Origin of the sequence: Peribacillus sp. NPDC096379 (genome assembly GCF_044762875.1) — a bacterium.
In the GTDB taxonomy this organism is placed as follows: domain Bacteria; phylum Bacillota; class Bacilli; order Bacillales; family DSM-1321; genus Peribacillus.
In genome coordinates this window covers 707,641-722,979 of record NZ_JBIWFD010000001.1, presented here as the reverse complement: position 1 = coordinate 722,979, position 15,339 = coordinate 707,641, and the positions used below count along the sequence as shown (strand labels likewise).

At 39.9% G+C, this 15,339-nt stretch carries 16 protein-coding genes, 1 riboswitch and 1 other annotated feature (1 of these 18 only partly in view); all 16 genes read right to left on the bottom strand.

Annotated features, from left to right (window positions below):
• Positions 1 to 61 (bottom strand) — a sequence feature (ribosomal protein L21 leader region) (it extends 21 nt beyond the left edge of the window).
• A gap of 42 nt (positions 62 to 103) precedes the next feature.
• The 16 genes from ACIQZI_RS03440 to ACIQZI_RS03365 all read right to left on the bottom strand — a co-directional run bounded on the left by ACIQZI_RS03440 (position 104) and on the right by ACIQZI_RS03365 (position 14,929).
• Positions 104 to 1,591: an Rne/Rng family ribonuclease gene (locus ACIQZI_RS03440; protein WP_403069397.1), complete on the bottom strand. Its 1,488-nt coding sequence runs from the start codon at positions 1,589 to 1,591 to the stop codon at positions 104 to 106.
• Positions 1,592 to 1,634: 43 nt separating this feature from the next.
• Positions 1,635 to 2,501 (bottom strand): M50 family metallopeptidase, encoded by an 867-nt coding sequence (locus ACIQZI_RS03435; protein ID WP_403069394.1) that lies wholly within the window; start codon positions 2,499 to 2,501, stop codon positions 1,635 to 1,637.
• Positions 2,494 to 3,264 (bottom strand): peptidoglycan DD-metalloendopeptidase family protein, encoded by a 771-nt coding sequence (locus tag ACIQZI_RS03430; RefSeq protein ID WP_403069390.1) that lies wholly within the window; start codon positions 3,262 to 3,264, stop codon positions 2,494 to 2,496. The genes ACIQZI_RS03435 and ACIQZI_RS03430 overlap by 8 nt, the downstream gene beginning before the upstream one ends.
• A gap of 309 nt (positions 3,265 to 3,573) precedes the next feature.
• Positions 3,574 to 4,377, bottom strand: a complete 804-nt coding sequence (gene minD, locus ACIQZI_RS03425; protein ID WP_403069387.1) for a septum site-determining protein MinD — start codon at positions 4,375 to 4,377, stop codon at positions 3,574 to 3,576.
• A gap of 2 nt (positions 4,378 to 4,379) precedes the next feature.
• Positions 4,380 to 5,063: a septum site-determining protein MinC gene (gene minC, locus ACIQZI_RS03420; RefSeq protein WP_403069384.1), complete on the bottom strand. Its 684-nt coding sequence runs from the start codon at positions 5,061 to 5,063 to the stop codon at positions 4,380 to 4,382.
• A 257-nt stretch (positions 5,064 to 5,320) separates the two neighbouring features.
• Positions 5,321 to 5,839, bottom strand: a complete 519-nt coding sequence (gene mreD / locus ACIQZI_RS03415; RefSeq protein ID WP_062177189.1) for a rod shape-determining protein MreD — start codon at positions 5,837 to 5,839, stop codon at positions 5,321 to 5,323.
• Positions 5,836 to 6,702, bottom strand: coding sequence for a rod shape-determining protein MreC (mreC, locus tag ACIQZI_RS03410; protein WP_403069380.1), 867 nt, complete (start codon positions 6,700 to 6,702; stop codon positions 5,836 to 5,838). The genes mreD and mreC overlap by 4 nt, the downstream gene beginning before the upstream one ends.
• Positions 6,703 to 7,146: 444 nt before the next feature.
• Complete coding sequence (locus ACIQZI_RS03405; protein ID WP_062177185.1) at positions 7,147 to 8,166, bottom strand: rod shape-determining protein; 1,020 nt, start codon at positions 8,164 to 8,166, stop codon at positions 7,147 to 7,149.
• A gap of 142 nt (positions 8,167 to 8,308) precedes the next feature.
• A complete protein-coding gene (gene radC, locus ACIQZI_RS03400) occupies positions 8,309 to 9,004 on the bottom strand; it encodes a RadC family protein (protein WP_253722357.1) in 696 nt (231 codons plus the stop codon).
• 49 nt (positions 9,005 to 9,053) lie between these two features.
• On the bottom strand, positions 9,054 to 9,623 hold the full coding sequence (locus ACIQZI_RS03395) for a Maf family protein (RefSeq protein WP_062177182.1): 570 nt from the start codon (positions 9,621 to 9,623) through the stop codon (positions 9,054 to 9,056).
• Between the two features lie 200 nt (positions 9,624 to 9,823).
• Positions 9,824 to 10,810, bottom strand: coding sequence for an SPOR domain-containing protein (locus ACIQZI_RS03390; protein ID WP_403069375.1), 987 nt, complete (start codon positions 10,808 to 10,810; stop codon positions 9,824 to 9,826).
• Between the two features lie 93 nt (positions 10,811 to 10,903).
• Positions 10,904 to 11,866 carry a hypothetical protein gene (locus tag ACIQZI_RS03385; protein WP_403069372.1) on the bottom strand — a complete coding sequence of 321 codons (963 nt, stop codon included), beginning with the start codon at positions 11,864 to 11,866 and terminating at the stop codon, positions 10,904 to 10,906.
• A complete protein-coding gene (locus tag ACIQZI_RS03380; protein WP_403069369.1) occupies positions 11,866 to 12,489 on the bottom strand; it encodes a PilN domain-containing protein in 624 nt (207 codons plus the stop codon). The genes ACIQZI_RS03385 and ACIQZI_RS03380 overlap by 1 nt, the downstream gene beginning before the upstream one ends.
• Entirely contained in the window at positions 12,465 to 13,436 is a 972-nt protein-coding gene (gene pilM / locus ACIQZI_RS03375) for a type IV pilus biogenesis protein PilM (protein WP_403069366.1), read from the bottom strand. The genes ACIQZI_RS03380 and pilM overlap by 25 nt, the downstream gene beginning before the upstream one ends.
• Positions 13,437 to 13,453: 17 nt before the next feature.
• Positions 13,454 to 14,209, bottom strand: coding sequence for a prepilin peptidase (locus ACIQZI_RS03370; protein WP_403069363.1), 756 nt, complete (start codon positions 14,207 to 14,209; stop codon positions 13,454 to 13,456).
• 231 nt (positions 14,210 to 14,440) lie between these two features.
• Positions 14,441 to 14,929 carry a type II secretion system protein gene (locus tag ACIQZI_RS03365; protein WP_403069360.1) on the bottom strand — a complete coding sequence of 163 codons (489 nt, stop codon included), beginning with the start codon at positions 14,927 to 14,929 and terminating at the stop codon, positions 14,441 to 14,443.
• Between the two features lie 312 nt (positions 14,930 to 15,241).
• Positions 15,242 to 15,325, bottom strand: a riboswitch (cyclic di-GMP riboswitch).
• Positions 15,326 to 15,339 lie beyond the last annotated feature (14 nt).

Genomic DNA, 15,339 nt, shown 5'->3' with positions numbered 1-15,339 from the left:
TCATAGGCGTTTTGCAAAAAGCAAAAGCTTGTGAACCTACTATGAGCGGTTGTAGCACGGGTGCTACAAACATAACAGTACGATATTATCATATATTCATGAATTATGTCAATAGATTTTCCCGTACTTTCATCAGTTCGTTCTTTGTTCCAAATCGTTTAATTTCATATCGATGATCATTCCCTTGCAGAATCGTGACAAGAATTTCTTTGCGAAGCATCTCTTCAAGAACCGGCTTGTAAGAGTCATTTTCGCCAAACAAGATGGCTATTACAGCATCGTTCGCTTCAATCAAAACGGCTTCCTCTTCAAGCTTGCGATGTTCCATCAGTTCACGCTCGAGCCTGAAGGCAACCGTTTCTGCGCTATCCACCTTGCCAGTACCGAGACATGTAGGGCAAGCTATCATTAATTTTTCGCTTAGTGAAGTGGATGTTCGTTTTCTCGTCAATTGAAAAATCCCAAGCTCTGTAAAACCAATCAATTGAACACGCATTTCATCCTGTTTCGTTATTGTTTTCAGCATATCGAAAATCGCGCGGCGGTGCTCGGCTTGTTCCATATTGATAAAATCAATCAAGATAATCCCACTAATATTCCGAAGTCGTAGTTGATAAGCAATCTCTTTTGCCGCTTGCATATTCGTTTCAAATAGCGTCTGTTCCTTCTGGGCTTTTCCGGTAAATTTCCCCGTATTCACATCAACAACTGTGAAGGCTTCCGTTTCTTCAAAAATAAGATAGCTGCCATTCTTTAACCGAACAACCTGCTTCAACGCTTGCTCTGCATCACTTTCAATGCCTGCTTGAGAAAAAATATTTACCGGTCCTGTTTCATAAAAAATCGCCCAGTCACTTTCATGATCTTCCTGCCACTTTTTCAATTCCTGAAAACAAGTGAAATCATCAACATGAAGCTCCCCACCTGGAACGTCGGTCATTTCTGTCAAAATACTTTCAAGAAATGAATCTCTGCGCCACACAAGAGTAGGCTTTTTTAATGAGGTAGCTTTTTTGAGCAATTGGGCATATTTCTCTCGCTGTGTATGTAGCTGCTTTAGAAATACAGCCTCGCTTTTTCCTTCCATCGCTGTTCGAATAATGAGCCCTTCATCTGCTTTCTTATGTGTAAAGGCCATACTTCGCCATTGATTTTGACTTTCCAGGCTTTTGAATTTTTTCGACACGCCGACATAATCAATTCCGTGAATATAAACAACATGATTGCTGGAAAATTCAATCAATCCTGTCAACTTGGCTCCTTTTGTCCCCGTTTCATCACGGGTCACCTGAACAAGCAGTTTTTCCCCTTCACGTATGTACTGGTTGACCGAGCTTTTCTGTGTGCCGTTTCGTTTCGCTTCTTGATAAGATGGGAGCTCATCACGATACAAAAATCCACTCTTTTTTTCTCCATAATCAATAAACGCCGCCTCCATGCCTGGCAGAACTTTCGTCACTTTACCAAGGTAAACGTTACCGACGCTACTAGCATGATCGGGCGGCACAACTTCTAATTTAGTGATACGTCCATTTTCTATACAGGCGTATCTTTTTTCTCGTGTAGATAAATTGGCAATTAGCTTTTTCATGATAAAATCCCTTCAAACAATGTGTGTTGCAAGAATATCACATTTAATACGCATATAACAATTCACCGATTTTCCCGTTGGTCATTTTATTGGTAAAATAGGCGTGAAGAAGCTCATTTTCATCTAACGAACCGCTTTCCTGACCATTTTTCATCACAATGACTGGGTGTTTACATCCGCGCTGAAATTTTTCCAGTACTTTGTAAATCATCTCGTTCTCATCGACTTGAATCGGTTCAAGCCTTGTTAAATCCACACTTCTGCCGTAATGGCGATCAAGTAGAAAACGAATGAACGCATAATAACGCTGACGCCATTCCATCGCAAGCGTGATTCCGATAAAGCAGGCAATAATCCATACGTTCAAATTGAAAGAAATCAATAGAACCGATAGAATCAGACCGGCGGTTGCCAAAATGGCTGAGAAAAGAAGAGTAAACGAATGTGCATCAAGAAAGGATTTTCGCTTTGATAAACCTAGAAACAATAATTTGCCACCATCCAAAGGCCAAACAGGAAGCAAGTTGAATATCATCACGGCTGCATTGCTGTAAAAGAATTGCTGATACATCTCATACGGTATAATGGAAAATGAGTAGAACAAATAGGCAAGTCCGACAAGCCATACATGCTGTACAGGCCCTGCCAAAATGACAATCAAATCTTCCCTTAGTGATTTGTTTCCATACTCATCCGTTTCCAGTGCGCCGCCAAATGGAAGCAACTGAATCGATTTAATCCGCCATTTAAAGAAGTGGGCAGCGGTAGCATGGCCCATTTCATGGACGAAAATAATGACAAAAAACATGAGCATTTGCGTGAAATGTGAAGTCAGTACGGAAATCGCAATCACGAGCCATAATGTAGGATGAATTTTGACTTTCCATAACAGCTTTACTAATTCATTCAAAGGAAATCACCTGTTTAGGATCAATAAATTGATCATTTTTTTTAATTGCCAAATAGAATGTCCCTTTTGAACCGTCTTCACTTGCTGTCACCTTCCCGATTTCAGTGCCTTTTACAACAGGATCATAGAGCTTTACTTCCACTGATTCGAGTTGACCGTACCATGATTCACTTTTATCGGCATGCTTAACCATCACTGTTTTCCCTAAACCTTCCTTCACACCAGCAAACATGACAATCCCTTCATTCAATGCTTCTACGTTTTTAATTTTGGATGTCTCGACCAACACACCTTCCCCGTTCACCTCAAAGCTTTCCGTGATTTTACCAATAACCGGAAGATCGGATTGCTGATCTGAATTGTCTGCAACGGTCCCCGTTTCGGTTTTCTTTTTATCAGGATAAAAAGCAATTGGCTTCCCGAATGTATCTTCATACCATGATGCTACTGTCGCAAACTGGAATTCTTGATTCATCGTGTCTTTCACAACAACTCGCACTTTATCAAGCTGTGTGGACGGATGTTTATAGGCAATGGCCACGAGTAAAAACAAACAAGCCGCTGCAAGAATTTTAAATAAAAACCATTCTTTTTTAAAAAGGGGATAATCGTTTCCAGGCGATGGGCTTTCATACGACAAATTGGGACGATATCCATCCGATTCGTCTTGAATCAAATTCGCCCATGCTCCTTGCTGGTTTTGTTCAGCCTGCTTTCTCCGCTTCGCAATCCGATCCTGAATTCTCTTTCTTCGATCATCCATACTTTGGTCCTCCCCCGTCTAATTACTTTGTACAAGTGTATGATGTACTTGTCCGAACTATGACAGTTACAAGGAGGGGGCGTAGGTAAAAACAAGCTTGACACGAGCAGCAACTTTCCTTTTCAAGCATTACGAGCTAGAAATCAAATTTGCGCGCCAGATTGGAAGGTTTGCGTGCCGGAATTTGTACTTTGCGAGCGAAATTCGAGATTTGCTAGCCGAAGCCCAATTTTACGCATACTTCCTGATTTCGACGTATAAGTTCTCTTGCTTCAAAACAAAAACTCCAGCATATGCTGGAGTTTTTGTTTAAGAACCTGCGAATATTTTTTTTATTTTTGCCATTAAGCCTTTTGGTTCATCTTCTATGGATGAAAGCGGAACCGATTCACCTAGAATTCTTCTCGCAATATTGCGGTAAGCAATGGATGCACGGTTATGAGGATCCATGGCAATTGGTTCACCTAGGTTGGATGCTTTAATCACTTGTTCATCATCAAGAACAATACCAATCAAATCAATGGAGAGATGAGTCGTGACTTCATCAATATCCATCATTTCCCCATTCTTCAGCATATGATTGCGAATTCGATTAATGATGAGTTTTGGCGATTCAATATTTTCTTCTTTTTCAAGCAACCCAATGATCCGATCCGCATCACGGACAGCTGATTTTTCTGGAGTGGTTACGACAATCGCTTTATCTGCACCAGCTATCGCATTTTTAAATCCTTGCTCAATTCCAGCCGGACAGTCAATAATGACATAATCATACTCTTGTTTTAATTCGTGAACAAGTTTATGCATTTGTTCAGGAACAATGGATGTTTTGTCCGTCGTTTGAGCAGCTGGAAGAAGATAAAGTCTGTCTTCAAAGCGCTTATCTTTCACTAATGCTTGGTGTATCTTACAGCGCCCTTCTACAACATCAACTAAATCATAAATAATCCGATTTTCTAGTCCCATGACTACATCTAAATTCCTAAGACCAATGTCTGTATCAATCAAACATACTTTTTTGCCAAGAAGAGCTAACGATGTACCTAAATTTGCGGATGTTGTGGTCTTTCCCACCCCACCCTTTCCAGATGTAATAACTATTGCCTCTCCCACGATTAGAGTCCCCCTTCTAATCTAATAAAATTCGGTCTATGGTTCTTAATAGCTTGAATTTTTTCCACAATAATATGGCCCGTTTCATCGACGAAAGCACACTCCATCACATGGCCATCTGCTATATATTTGTCAGGTGCTTTCATGATCTTATCCGCGATTCTTATATGTGATGGTTTCATGACGGAAGCACTAATAAAGCTTTGGCGGTTGCCGTTATGCCCTGCTTGCGCTATCCCTCTAAGAGCACCCATCACGAAAATATTTCCACCGGCTATAATTGTCCCGCCAGGATTCACATCTCCAATCAACAGTAAATCTCCAACAACTTCTAAAATTTGACCCGATCTAATGACTTTAGCAATGGTCGTCATTTGATGTTCATCCTTCCATCGCTTTGCTTCTTCCTTCGTCATCACATTGGAGATGATTTCATCAACAACCAGTTTTTTTTTCTGGCTGATCAATTCTCGGATACTGTTTTTCTGATCTTCAAGCAGATAACGATTTCCTGTATGTACCTTAACGGCAATGCCCGAATCATTTTCTTGAAATTGATAATTTGCAGAAAGCTTTGATTCTAATTCTTTCAATAGCTCAGAAAAAGCACATGAATCATCCAGATGAAGAGTAAGTCCATCTTTCGTGCCTTTTATCATAACATTTTGCTGAATTCTTTTATTCATGACGCATGTTTCACCTCAATGAAAGTATAATTCGACATGACTAGAGATATTTCCTTTTTCTACGCGCATGAAAGTAGAAAAACCGTCACCACTCCTTGACTTTTCACTTAAAGCCAAGGTAAGTCACCGCATGGCTAGTGTAAGGTTAGACAAAGTCAAGCCTACATTGAAGCCGAACAAGCTCTATGAAGAGTGGATAGCCCTACCTATCTTCTATAGGAAGAGACTATGTACTTTAGGAATGAGTAAGCCAACTTTTACTCGCCAGCTGATTCAAGTTCCTGTTTCTCAATCATACGCTTTAACGGATAAGAAAAAACAATGAGAAAAGCAAGATTTAACAGGAGAGTTGGCACAAGCCTAATTTCCAGAAAAGTATTAAACTCCATATGCGCAAACCCAATCAGAAGATTAATTTGATAGACAATCACTTCTAAAAGCGTAATAAATACGAGCGAAGTAAGAATGGTCACTAGCAGATTCGACTGAAAAATCCTCATGATTTTCGCAATAAGGTAAGCAAAAAATGGAAGCATGAACATGTAAATGCCCAATATTTCTGTATATACGACATCATACATTATACCTAGTATGAAGCCGTATACCATACCCGTTCTTCGCGAACCATAAATGGTAATGAATGCGACAAGAATCATAATGAACCTCGGCACAATAATTTTGTCACCGCCGAATATATCGCCAGCAAGTAGGTTTGCGAATGAACCTTCCATGATAAAGAAAAGAAAGGCAGTGAGAGGAAGGATTAGTCTCTTCATTCTTTACCCTCACCCTTCGCTTCTTCGTCACCTACAACTTCACGTTTGACGACTATGACATTTTTTATATCATAAAAATCTGTGGCAGGTTCGAGATATGCCGTCTGATTCAAGCCGTTTTGATCCACTTTCACTTCGACAACTTTCCCCACAATTAATCGTGATGGAAAAACGCCGCCAAGTCCTGATGTCTCTACAATCGAGCCAATTTTTATTTCTTTATCAAATGGAATCCGCTTCATTAACAAATAGCCTTGCTTGTCATCATACCCTTCGATGATTCCGTTCGCTGCATCTTGTTGTACAATAGAGGCTGAAATTTTATTATTCGGATCTCCGGAACTAACCAGCTGTACAGTTGCGGTAGTAGGAGTCGTACTCTTTATCTTACCGATTAATCCATCCGCTGTAATGACTGCCATATTCGTTTCTATCCCATTCATCTCGCCTTTATTAATCGTAATTAACTCATTCCAACGATCTGGATTTCGGCCAATGACTGTCGCTTGAATGGGCGAATACTTACTCAAATCATCTTCCTTATCAAGAATTTTCCGTAAATCTGCATTTTCCTTTTTCAATGCTTGGACTTCTGTTTTTATCTGCACATATTCACCTAAACGAGCTTTAAGCTTTGCATTTTCATCATATGTATTTTGCAGATCGTTCAGATTTTCAAAAAGTCCGGTAACAGCTGAAACTGGTTTATCAAAAGCATTTGCAAACCATCCTGTTGTATCTTTAAAAAATTGTTCCGGCCATGACAATGTTTCGCGTTCTCTCATTGAAAACCCGATTAATGCCACAAGAACAATAATTCCTGCTAATAACAAGATTAATTTTTTGTTAAAAAACTGTGGCATGACAATCTACACCTCTGTCTGGAAAAGCGCCAGGCACCCGCTTATCAACTACAAGCATAAGTGGCGCGGCCTAGGAAACACTACTTTCGCTTATCATTCCAATGGCACCTGGCGCTGAACACTAAAATTCATTAAAAATGTACGACTACATAAAGTGAAACTTCCATCTGTGGGAGTTTTTCACCCCTTCTTCGATTCCTCTAAGCCTTTATACGGGGTCTTGACTTTCCGTTATGCGGGAGAAAACTACAAATTAGATATTTTTCAAACAAACAGGGATTGTCCACTTGGGCTGAATTCCGCACGTGGCCCAATGTGTTCAATCCCCATTATAGGCAGTTTTTAACCGAGATGAAAGAAGTTTATCTCGGAAATTGAATGCACTCCAAATTTATTTCATCCGATGTGGGTCAAGGAGCTTTTGAATATGCTCACTTCAAGCTTTTATCGTAAATCTTTTGTTTTATTTTTAAAATTATCGATATGATCCAACGCTTTACCTGTTCCGATTGCTACACAATCAAGCGGATTTTCGGCAATAAGAACGGGCATTTTCGTTTCTTCACTAATTACTTTGTCAAGATTACGCAGTAAAGCTCCTCCTCCTGTTAGAACAATTCCGCGATCCATAATATCAGCAGCAAGCTCTGGAGGAGTCTTCTCTAGCGTATTTTTCACAGAATCGACAATTGCGTCAACTGTATCTTTAAGTGCAACTGAAATTTCCTTAGCAGAGATTTCAATCGTTTTCGGCAAGCCTGTCAATAGATCACGACCACGAATGTCCATATTTTCAATGCCTTCTGTATCCCCCGCTGAACCGATTTCCATCTTAATGCTCTCAGAAGTACGTTCCCCAATCATTAAGTTGTAATTTTTACGGATATAACTAACAATTGCATCGTCCATTTCGTCGCCAGCAATTCGAATCGACTTACTTGTTACAATTCCGCCAAGTGAAATGATGGCAACTTCTGTCGTACCACCACCGATATCCACAATCATGCTTCCTGTTGGTTCCCAAACTGGAAGATTCGCACCGATTGCCGCCGCAAAAGGTTCTTCAATTGGATACGCATCGCGAGCACCTGCTTGTCTAGTCGCGTCAATAACTGCACGTTGCTCAACCGCTGTAATTCCAGATGGTACGCAAATCATTACATATGGTTTGCTTCCGAAAACACCTTTTTTCTGTGCTTCCTTCATGTAATATTTCATCATCGTTGCTGTCGTTTCATAATCAGCAATTACGCCATCTTTCATAGGTCTTAATGCCACTACATTACCTGGCGTACGCCCAATCATATTTTTCGCATCATTTCCGACTGCGACAATTTGCTTCGTATCTGTTTGCAACGCAACGACAGACGGCTCTCGGACGACAATACCTTTCCCTTTAACATAAACAAGCGTGTTCGCCGTTCCTAAATCGATTCCCAAATCTTTTGTGCCTATTCCAAACATACTGGTTTCTCCCTTTCATACACAAAATACTTTTTATAGTAAGATTTTAAATGGTCAATATTCAAAAATGCAAAAATTTATAATGTTCCCCTTAAAAAATCATAAACATTATTATACCGCATCATCAGGAATTTTGATAGTGTTACAAATAGCCTTTTTCCTTCAAACTCACAAATTTATGTTCGCCAATAATAATATGATCCAAAAGTTCTATTCCTATTATTTTACCACATTCGACTAATCTCTTGGTAACTTCTATATCTTCTCTACTTGGCGAGGGGTCACCTGAGGGATGATTATGTAGACAAATAATAGAGGCTGCAGATCTTCTAAACGCTTCCTTAAAGACCTCGCGCGGATGCACGATCGAGGCATTTAAACTGCCAATAAAAATCGTTTGTTTGTGGAGCACTTGATTTTTCGTATTGAGGTAAAGGGTGATGAAATGTTCTTGTGAGAGAAAGCGCATTTCTTCCATGCAGTAGTTTGCGCCATCTTCAGGGGAACGGATTACGTAGCGATCTTGATAGTTCAATTGAGTAATTCTTTTGCCAAGTTCAACTGCAGTTAGAATTTGAATGGCCTTTGCTTCACCAATTCCTTTAATGGCGGTGATTTCATCGATGGACGCATCTTTTAACATACGCAGGCCTTCAAACGTATTGATTAAACGATTGGCCAGCTGAAGAACGGATTCGTCTTTCGTTCCTGTTCTGAGTAAGATTGCGAGCAATTCCTGATTGGAGAGACTTTGAGGGCCGTTTTGGATAAATCGTTCGCGCGGCCTCTCATCTTTCGGAACATCTCGAATTAGCATTTTTTCTGACAAAATAACCATCCTTTCATTATTACATTTAGATGGATTCCTGTCAGAGAGCTTGAACGGATTACTCGTTTTCCGCTTGAAACGCCAGAAGTTCACGAGACAATCTTGAAACGGGAAGTCCCACAACAGAAAAATAATCGCCATGAATTTTTTTGACAAATAGTGAACCATAACCTTGGATTCCATAGCTTCCTGCTTTGTCAAACGGTTCTCCACTATCAAGATACCCTTCAATCTCTGCATCTGACAGATCCCAAAACGTCACTTCTGTTTCTTCAAAAAATACTTGGCTCTTCTTTCCTTGAACGAGCGCAACACCTGTATAAACGAAGTGCGTGTTTCCAGCTAGCAGTTGTAGCATTCTTCTAGCGTCTGCACGGTCAGTCGGTTTGCCTAATATCAAGCCGTCTAAAGCTACAACCGTATCAGAGCCAATCACACAAGAGTCGGGATGATTCGCAGCAACTGCTTTTGCTTTTCTGTGAGCCAGCTCTTTTACGGCATCAGATGGCGCCGTATTCGGTTCGATGCTTTCGTCAACATTCGCGTCTACAGATTGAAAAGGGATTTGAAGTACTTGCAGCAATTCCTTACGACGAGGTGAAGATGAGGCTAAAATCAATGGGTGCATACTACATCACATTCCTTACTATAAAAAATATCATTGCAGGCCAGGAGTCCATTCTAATCGTACCAAATAATCACTCAACTAACAATCCACTTTCATGGAAAAGTCTACACTTTATTATGGAGACCAGACCCCATTTCATGCAGTAAAGCACGAAAGTAGGTCTGGTCCTTCATTATTTCCCGAGAAATAGTCGTTTTATGTCAGATTTGATAGGAATTCAAGAACTGCAGCAGTTTTTGTTGGGCTTTTAGTAACTGAGAGGGTTCTTTAGTACTTTGGTATTGCTTGATTAAATCGGTGGCAGAGCTCAAGTCAGAATAGGCGGCTTTTAGACCTGCTGGTGCATCGTCTTTCACCTTGGTTTTAAGTTCTTCAAGTTCTGTTTGTAAAGATTTCATATCGGTGGTTGCTGTCGGATTTAATAGTTGTGCACTAGATGCCTTTGTTAAGTTCTGATAGACTGTAATCATTTTATTCATAATGGCTGCGTTACTGCTTGCCGCACTTCCAGGCTTAAGGGTAAGCTCTTTCCAAAACACCTCCACATCATAGCTTTTAAAGAAAACAGCAAGTTGCTTACTCTCATCAAGATTTGTAGCTGAACCTAAAAACAAATAATACTTCTCATCTTGTTTCAATACCTCCGCAGGTACACCTTTATCCATAACTCGTTCCTGAATTTGCTTGGCTGCCTCTTCATTGCTGAACAAACCACCTTGAACAAGGAAAGCCGTTAGCGGTTGGATGGTAGGTACAGCCGCTCCTTTCTTTTCATCTTTCACAGGCTCATTAGGGATCTTAGATTCAACAGGGACAGCCGCTACCTCTTTATCAGCCGTAATTGCTTTCAACACGATTAAACCTAGACTTGAACCTATAATCACCGCAAATAAAATAGCTAAAAATGGAAGTTTAAGAGAGTATCCCGATTTGTTACCTGGGTTTTTCCATTTACCGCCAAATGCGAGGATCGTTGGATTTTTCTTTTTCGTAGAAGTGGCGGGTTGATAGAATACACCCTCGTCCTTAGGAAATACCCAATCAAAGCTTTCATCCTCTGGCTCCATTGCTGCAGAAGTTTGATTTTCAGCTACTGTCACGCTATCACTACGATCATCTTCAACCAAGGGCTTTTCCTCGCCATTAATTTTTATGGTGATTCCTTTTTTATTTTCTGGGTTGTCCATTTTTTTCGCCCCCTACGCACATTTTTTTCCATCCTATCATAGGAATAAAAAAAAATAACAAGACTTTTGTCGTCTTGTTATCAATAGCTTTCGTCAATTTTTGCCATCAGTAGGAACAGGAATTTCAATTGTCGTATTCGCTTCAAGTTGTTTCAGATCATTCCAATCTTTAATCACCTTTTCACCGTTTCGGCTATTATAATATAAAATAGCAAGTTGAAAAAGGGTATCTCCTGGTTGCACGTTATGGGTGTACACTTTGTATGTTATTTGATTCCGTTTAACAATTTTCCCGTCAGGATCCTTATCTTGCTCAGCTGGTTTGTTCAATTTTCCCTCTGCTTTGTTCTCCGATAGCTGAGGAAGATTTGCTTCAAATAATGGGTTTATCTTATTGGCTGGTTTCGGTTCCTGATATTTTGGAAGCTGATTTTTAAGTTCTTCTAATTTAGGATAATAATAAGTAGCTACTGTTAAACTAAATGTAAGTCTATCTTCTGCGTTCATTAAACGACTACTTTCTTTGAGTCCGGTGTATTGAAGGCTTTCTACTTTTGTAAGGCGCTCCAATTTCTCGAGTCCTTTCACAAATGATTCCAGTTCAAGATATGTTGGTGATTCAACCGTAATGACCGCTGTTAATTTCTTTACTCCTTCAGGTAGTGGATTTGTATTTGATGTTTCTACTGCTGTCTCAAGTTTTCCAGCTTCTAATTCATCTACCGAATCACCTGCTTGTTCGGCATCTGTAAATGCTAGATTCGTAATAAGACTACCAGATGCTACTTCCACTTCTTCAAGCAATAATACAAATTGATCAACAAGTTCACTCACTGGAAGCTTCCGTTGTAGAGCCATCGTATTAATGGCAGCACTTTTCTGCTCTTTTTGATCTAACTTTTCTAGCTCATCTTGTTCCTTCGTAATCGAACGGTTAAGACTAGCCATTTTGTCCTGTAATGGTTTATATTCAAAATAATACACGCCACTCACACCTATGATAAAAAAAAGCAACAAAAGTGTGAGAATCAACGACACTACTTTTCGGGAAAGCATTATGACCCTACCTCCCCATGTATTGATGCTTGAATGGCTGCCTTGTCCACCGTTAATTCATATTGTGCATTGTAACGTGGAAGGATAGGCTCCGCTGTCACACCATCCCCAAGTTTCTCCGTTGAAAGGGTTTGTAACTTAGCTCCTGAAATAATGGCTGAATTTGAAATACTTTTCAAGTAATAAGCTGCCTCCCGGGAAGAATCGAACCGAACAGTAAGCTGCACAGCCCCATCTTCTTGATAGGAAAAATCTACGATAAACCCTCGTTCAGGTAATAATGAAGATACAGTTCTCATGATGAAAAAGGTTGAACTTTGATGTTCTTCAACCCATTGAATCGCCGTTGTCAATTCACGCACAGATTTGGACTCAACACTCTGAGTTCGCTCTTTTTCCTTCGCGACTTTTAATTCTTTAGTCAACGTTAACTCTTGCTCCAGTTCTACCAATCGGGTCTTCTGTGCTTGATAGGTAGTCATGAAGAAGAATCCACTGACCAATAGCACAATCCCCGTCAACAAAATCAAGAAGACAACGGTACGTCGTTTTTTTTCTTTTTTAGGTAATAAGTTAATATCTACAAGCATGTTGACACCTACTTTAACGCTAGTCCAATACATTCAGCATATACAGGAGGGATGTTCCTTCCTTTTTTCGTTTGAAATAGTGGTTCAAGTAATGGCTGAACGGATACTTCAATCGCAGTATGTATATCCGAATAAAAAGTTTCCATACAAGGATGGTCTCCTGACAAAACGAGCTTTGAGATACGATGATTTCCTTTTGTAAGATTGAAATGGTAATAGGATAGGAAACGTTCGATTTCCATGGTAATATCTTGAGATTGACTGTGTAATTCGTTCGGTGCACCCACCCAAGAATAAAATTCCGATCCACTGCGGCTTTTAGAAAGTTCAAAGTGCTCATCATGAAATTCCAAAGGATAATGACGCGAAAAAACGGGTTTATGTTCGTTAAAAACAGATAAAACAAATGCATCTACCCCAATTTGCACCATTAATACATGCTCATCCTGCTTAGCAAGACCTAGATGATAATACATTCTATATAGCGATAGCACTGATAGATCTGCTATATCAGGTTTAAGAGATGCACCCTTTAATAATGCTGTAAATTCATGTAACACGGTTTCTCTTGAAGCAAATAACAACACGTCTCGGTTTTCAGCCGCTTTTTCTAAAGGCACAGCTTCGATTAAAGGGTCTGCAAAAGGCAGATGGATGCTCTGGCCCAATTCCATATATAAATAGCCATTCAGTTCATGATCTGGAATCTCATTCGAAACATGAATTTTCCTAACGATTACTGTTGAATCAGGTACACAGAATGAAACTTTTTTCCCTTTAAGCTTCCATTGATCGATCATTTCATCGACAATCAGTTCGAGCGTTTCACGATCTTTGATTTGCCCCTCAACGATCACACCATCTGGAAGGCTCTTTTGCCCATAGGCTAGCAGTTTTCGCTTTTTTCCAGATTCCACAAACCGAATATACCGATCTTTAATGGCTAGATGAACTCGATGTTGTCTATTAAATGCACTCACTCTCTTCATCACCCGCTTCAATAAAACATAGTAAAGTAATAGTTTAAGATTTCATTTCCATAAAAATAGGATAGCAACGCACCCATTGCAATAAATGGGCCAAATGGAATCGGCTGCCGTTTCTTATAATTTCCCCGTATCATGCCAGCCACTCCATACAATGCTCCAAAGAAGCTTGCCAAGGCAAACGTAAGGAGAGTCAGCTTGAGGCCGAGAACCAAGCCCAACACGAAAAACAGTTTAATGTCTCCCCCACCCATGCCACCTTTACTAATGACAGCAATGAAAAAAAGCAGACCAAAGCCAACGACCGCACCGACAAACATATCCCACCATGGATCTAATGGCACGACTAAACGGACAACTAAAACAAGAGGAACAAAAAACAACAGCACTTTATTAGGAATAATCATATAGACAATATCAGATACAAAAATAATGACTAACAACGAGATGAAGGTAAGTGCGATTACTAGTTCACCTGTCCATCCAAATTCATAGAATGCAAGCATAAACAATAAACCCGTTAAAAGCTCAACAAGTGGATAGAGCGGCGATATTTTCGAATGACAGTTCCGGCATTCTCCTCTTAAAAAGACATATGACAACACAGGTACCAAATCCGTAGCTGTCAACGTTCTTTTGCAAGTTGGACACTGTGACCGCGGCCGTACGATTGACTGTTTCTCCGGTACCCGCAAGCCAACGACATTGTAAAATGATCCGAGAACTAAGCCTAAAATACCTATGTAGCTGTAAATAAATAGTGTCATGGATTTCTCCCTTTTTATTGGAGTTTTGGTCTCCCCGTTTTCAATAAGCCTTCCTTCATACTGGATGTGGAGTTTTGACGTCATGTTGTTCCTTTTATTATACAGGAAGTTATATAGATTTAAATAAGATAATGCCGTGAAGGTTCAATTGATTGATAAAGCAGATTGATTATTATTAGATAAAAAAAATCACTCCTTGCGGAAAGGAGTGGGAGTATCATAATACATGTATCAATTCACATTAGATATAACTTTCGTTCGATCATCTAAAGCCGAAGATGGAACAGGAGACTCTTTAGCTCCAACAGACCGCTTACTTCCTACTAAATATACTTTATATGATTTTTTACCGGCTGTTTCCTCGACTATAACACCACCAACGGAGTATACTCCTCCATCTGGATCTTTAAGACCAGACACATCAGAGGCACTAGCACTAGGCTTAATGTCTGCATCAATATACCCACCATTAATAAGTTCCGCTAAAGTAATTTCCCCGTCTGCTCCAAATTTCTCATTGGCTGCATCGGACAATTTAGCTGCTGCAATCACTTGCTGTGCATTCGCAAGATGAGCATCCTTCTTACTATTATCAATAATCTTTCCAATACTCGGCACAGCAATCGCTGCGATGATTCCTAAAATCACAATGACAGCCAAAAGTTCAACTAGGGTTAACCCTTTTTGATCATGAATCAATGCTTTTACTCGTTTAATCATGTACGTTCACTCCTCAGTTCATTTTTTTATGTAGTATGACACGGTGTAATAAAACAGCTTGTAACTTCATACAAAACCTAAAAGGGCGTTAAAACGCCACCAGTTACTATGAAGGATCGGTCATGAAGCACGCTACACTCGCCTAATCACAATGGTGGCGGTGCGGAGCCGGATTTTCGGAAGCCTTCTCGAACAGATAAGTAAACCCGCTAAATAGATTAGCTAGATGAATAAGTTGCGAAGCCCCGTCCCCATGTCCTTCATACAAAAAAACCGCCATGTTTATATTTAAATTCCAAAATTTGGATTTAAACATAAATTGGCGGGGTGCACTACTCACTCCTGATCATTTAAGTGCCCAAATAAAAATGATCAATCACAGTTTCCAATCTATTTATATATTGCTAGTA

What these genes read in the sequence shown, in the direction of transcription:
- mreC (WP_403069380.1), bottom strand. Translation starts at nt 6,702, where the DNA reads ATGCCACAGTTTTTTAACAAAAAATTAATCTTGTTATTAGCAGGAATT.
- ACIQZI_RS03380 (WP_403069369.1), bottom strand. Translation starts at nt 12,489, where the DNA reads ATGTATTGGACTAGCGTTAAAGTAGGTGTCAACATGCTTGTAGATATT.
- ACIQZI_RS03385 (WP_403069372.1), bottom strand. Translation starts at nt 11,866, where the DNA reads ATGCTTTCCCGAAAAGTAGTGTCGTTGATTCTCACACTTTTGTTGCTT.
- ACIQZI_RS03440 (WP_403069397.1), bottom strand. Translation starts at nt 1,591, where the DNA reads ATGAAAAAGCTAATTGCCAATTTATCTACACGAGAAAAAAGATACGCC.
- ACIQZI_RS03370 (WP_403069363.1), bottom strand. Translation starts at nt 14,209, where the DNA reads ATGACACTATTTATTTACAGCTACATAGGTATTTTAGGCTTAGTTCTC.
- minC (WP_403069384.1), bottom strand. Translation starts at nt 5,063, where the DNA reads ATGAATAAAAGAATTCAGCAAAATGTTATGATAAAAGGCACGAAAGAT.
- radC (WP_253722357.1), bottom strand. Translation starts at nt 9,004, where the DNA reads ATGGTTATTTTGTCAGAAAAAATGCTAATTCGAGATGTTCCGAAAGAT.
- ACIQZI_RS03430 (WP_403069390.1), bottom strand. Translation starts at nt 3,264, where the DNA reads ATGGATGATCGAAGAAAGAGAATTCAGGATCGGATTGCGAAGCGGAGA.
- ACIQZI_RS03365 (WP_403069360.1), bottom strand. Translation starts at nt 14,929, where the DNA reads ATGATTAAACGAGTAAAAGCATTGATTCATGATCAAAAAGGGTTAACC.
- ACIQZI_RS03395 (WP_062177182.1), bottom strand. Translation starts at nt 9,623, where the DNA reads ATGCACCCATTGATTTTAGCCTCATCTTCACCTCGTCGTAAGGAATTG.
- ACIQZI_RS03405 (WP_062177185.1), bottom strand. Translation starts at nt 8,166, where the DNA reads ATGTTTGGAATAGGCACAAAAGATTTGGGAATCGATTTAGGAACGGCG.
- ACIQZI_RS03390 (WP_403069375.1), bottom strand. Translation starts at nt 10,810, where the DNA reads ATGGACAACCCAGAAAATAAAAAAGGAATCACCATAAAAATTAATGGC.
- mreD (WP_062177189.1), bottom strand. Translation starts at nt 5,839, where the DNA reads ATGAAGAGACTAATCCTTCCTCTCACTGCCTTTCTTTTCTTTATCATG.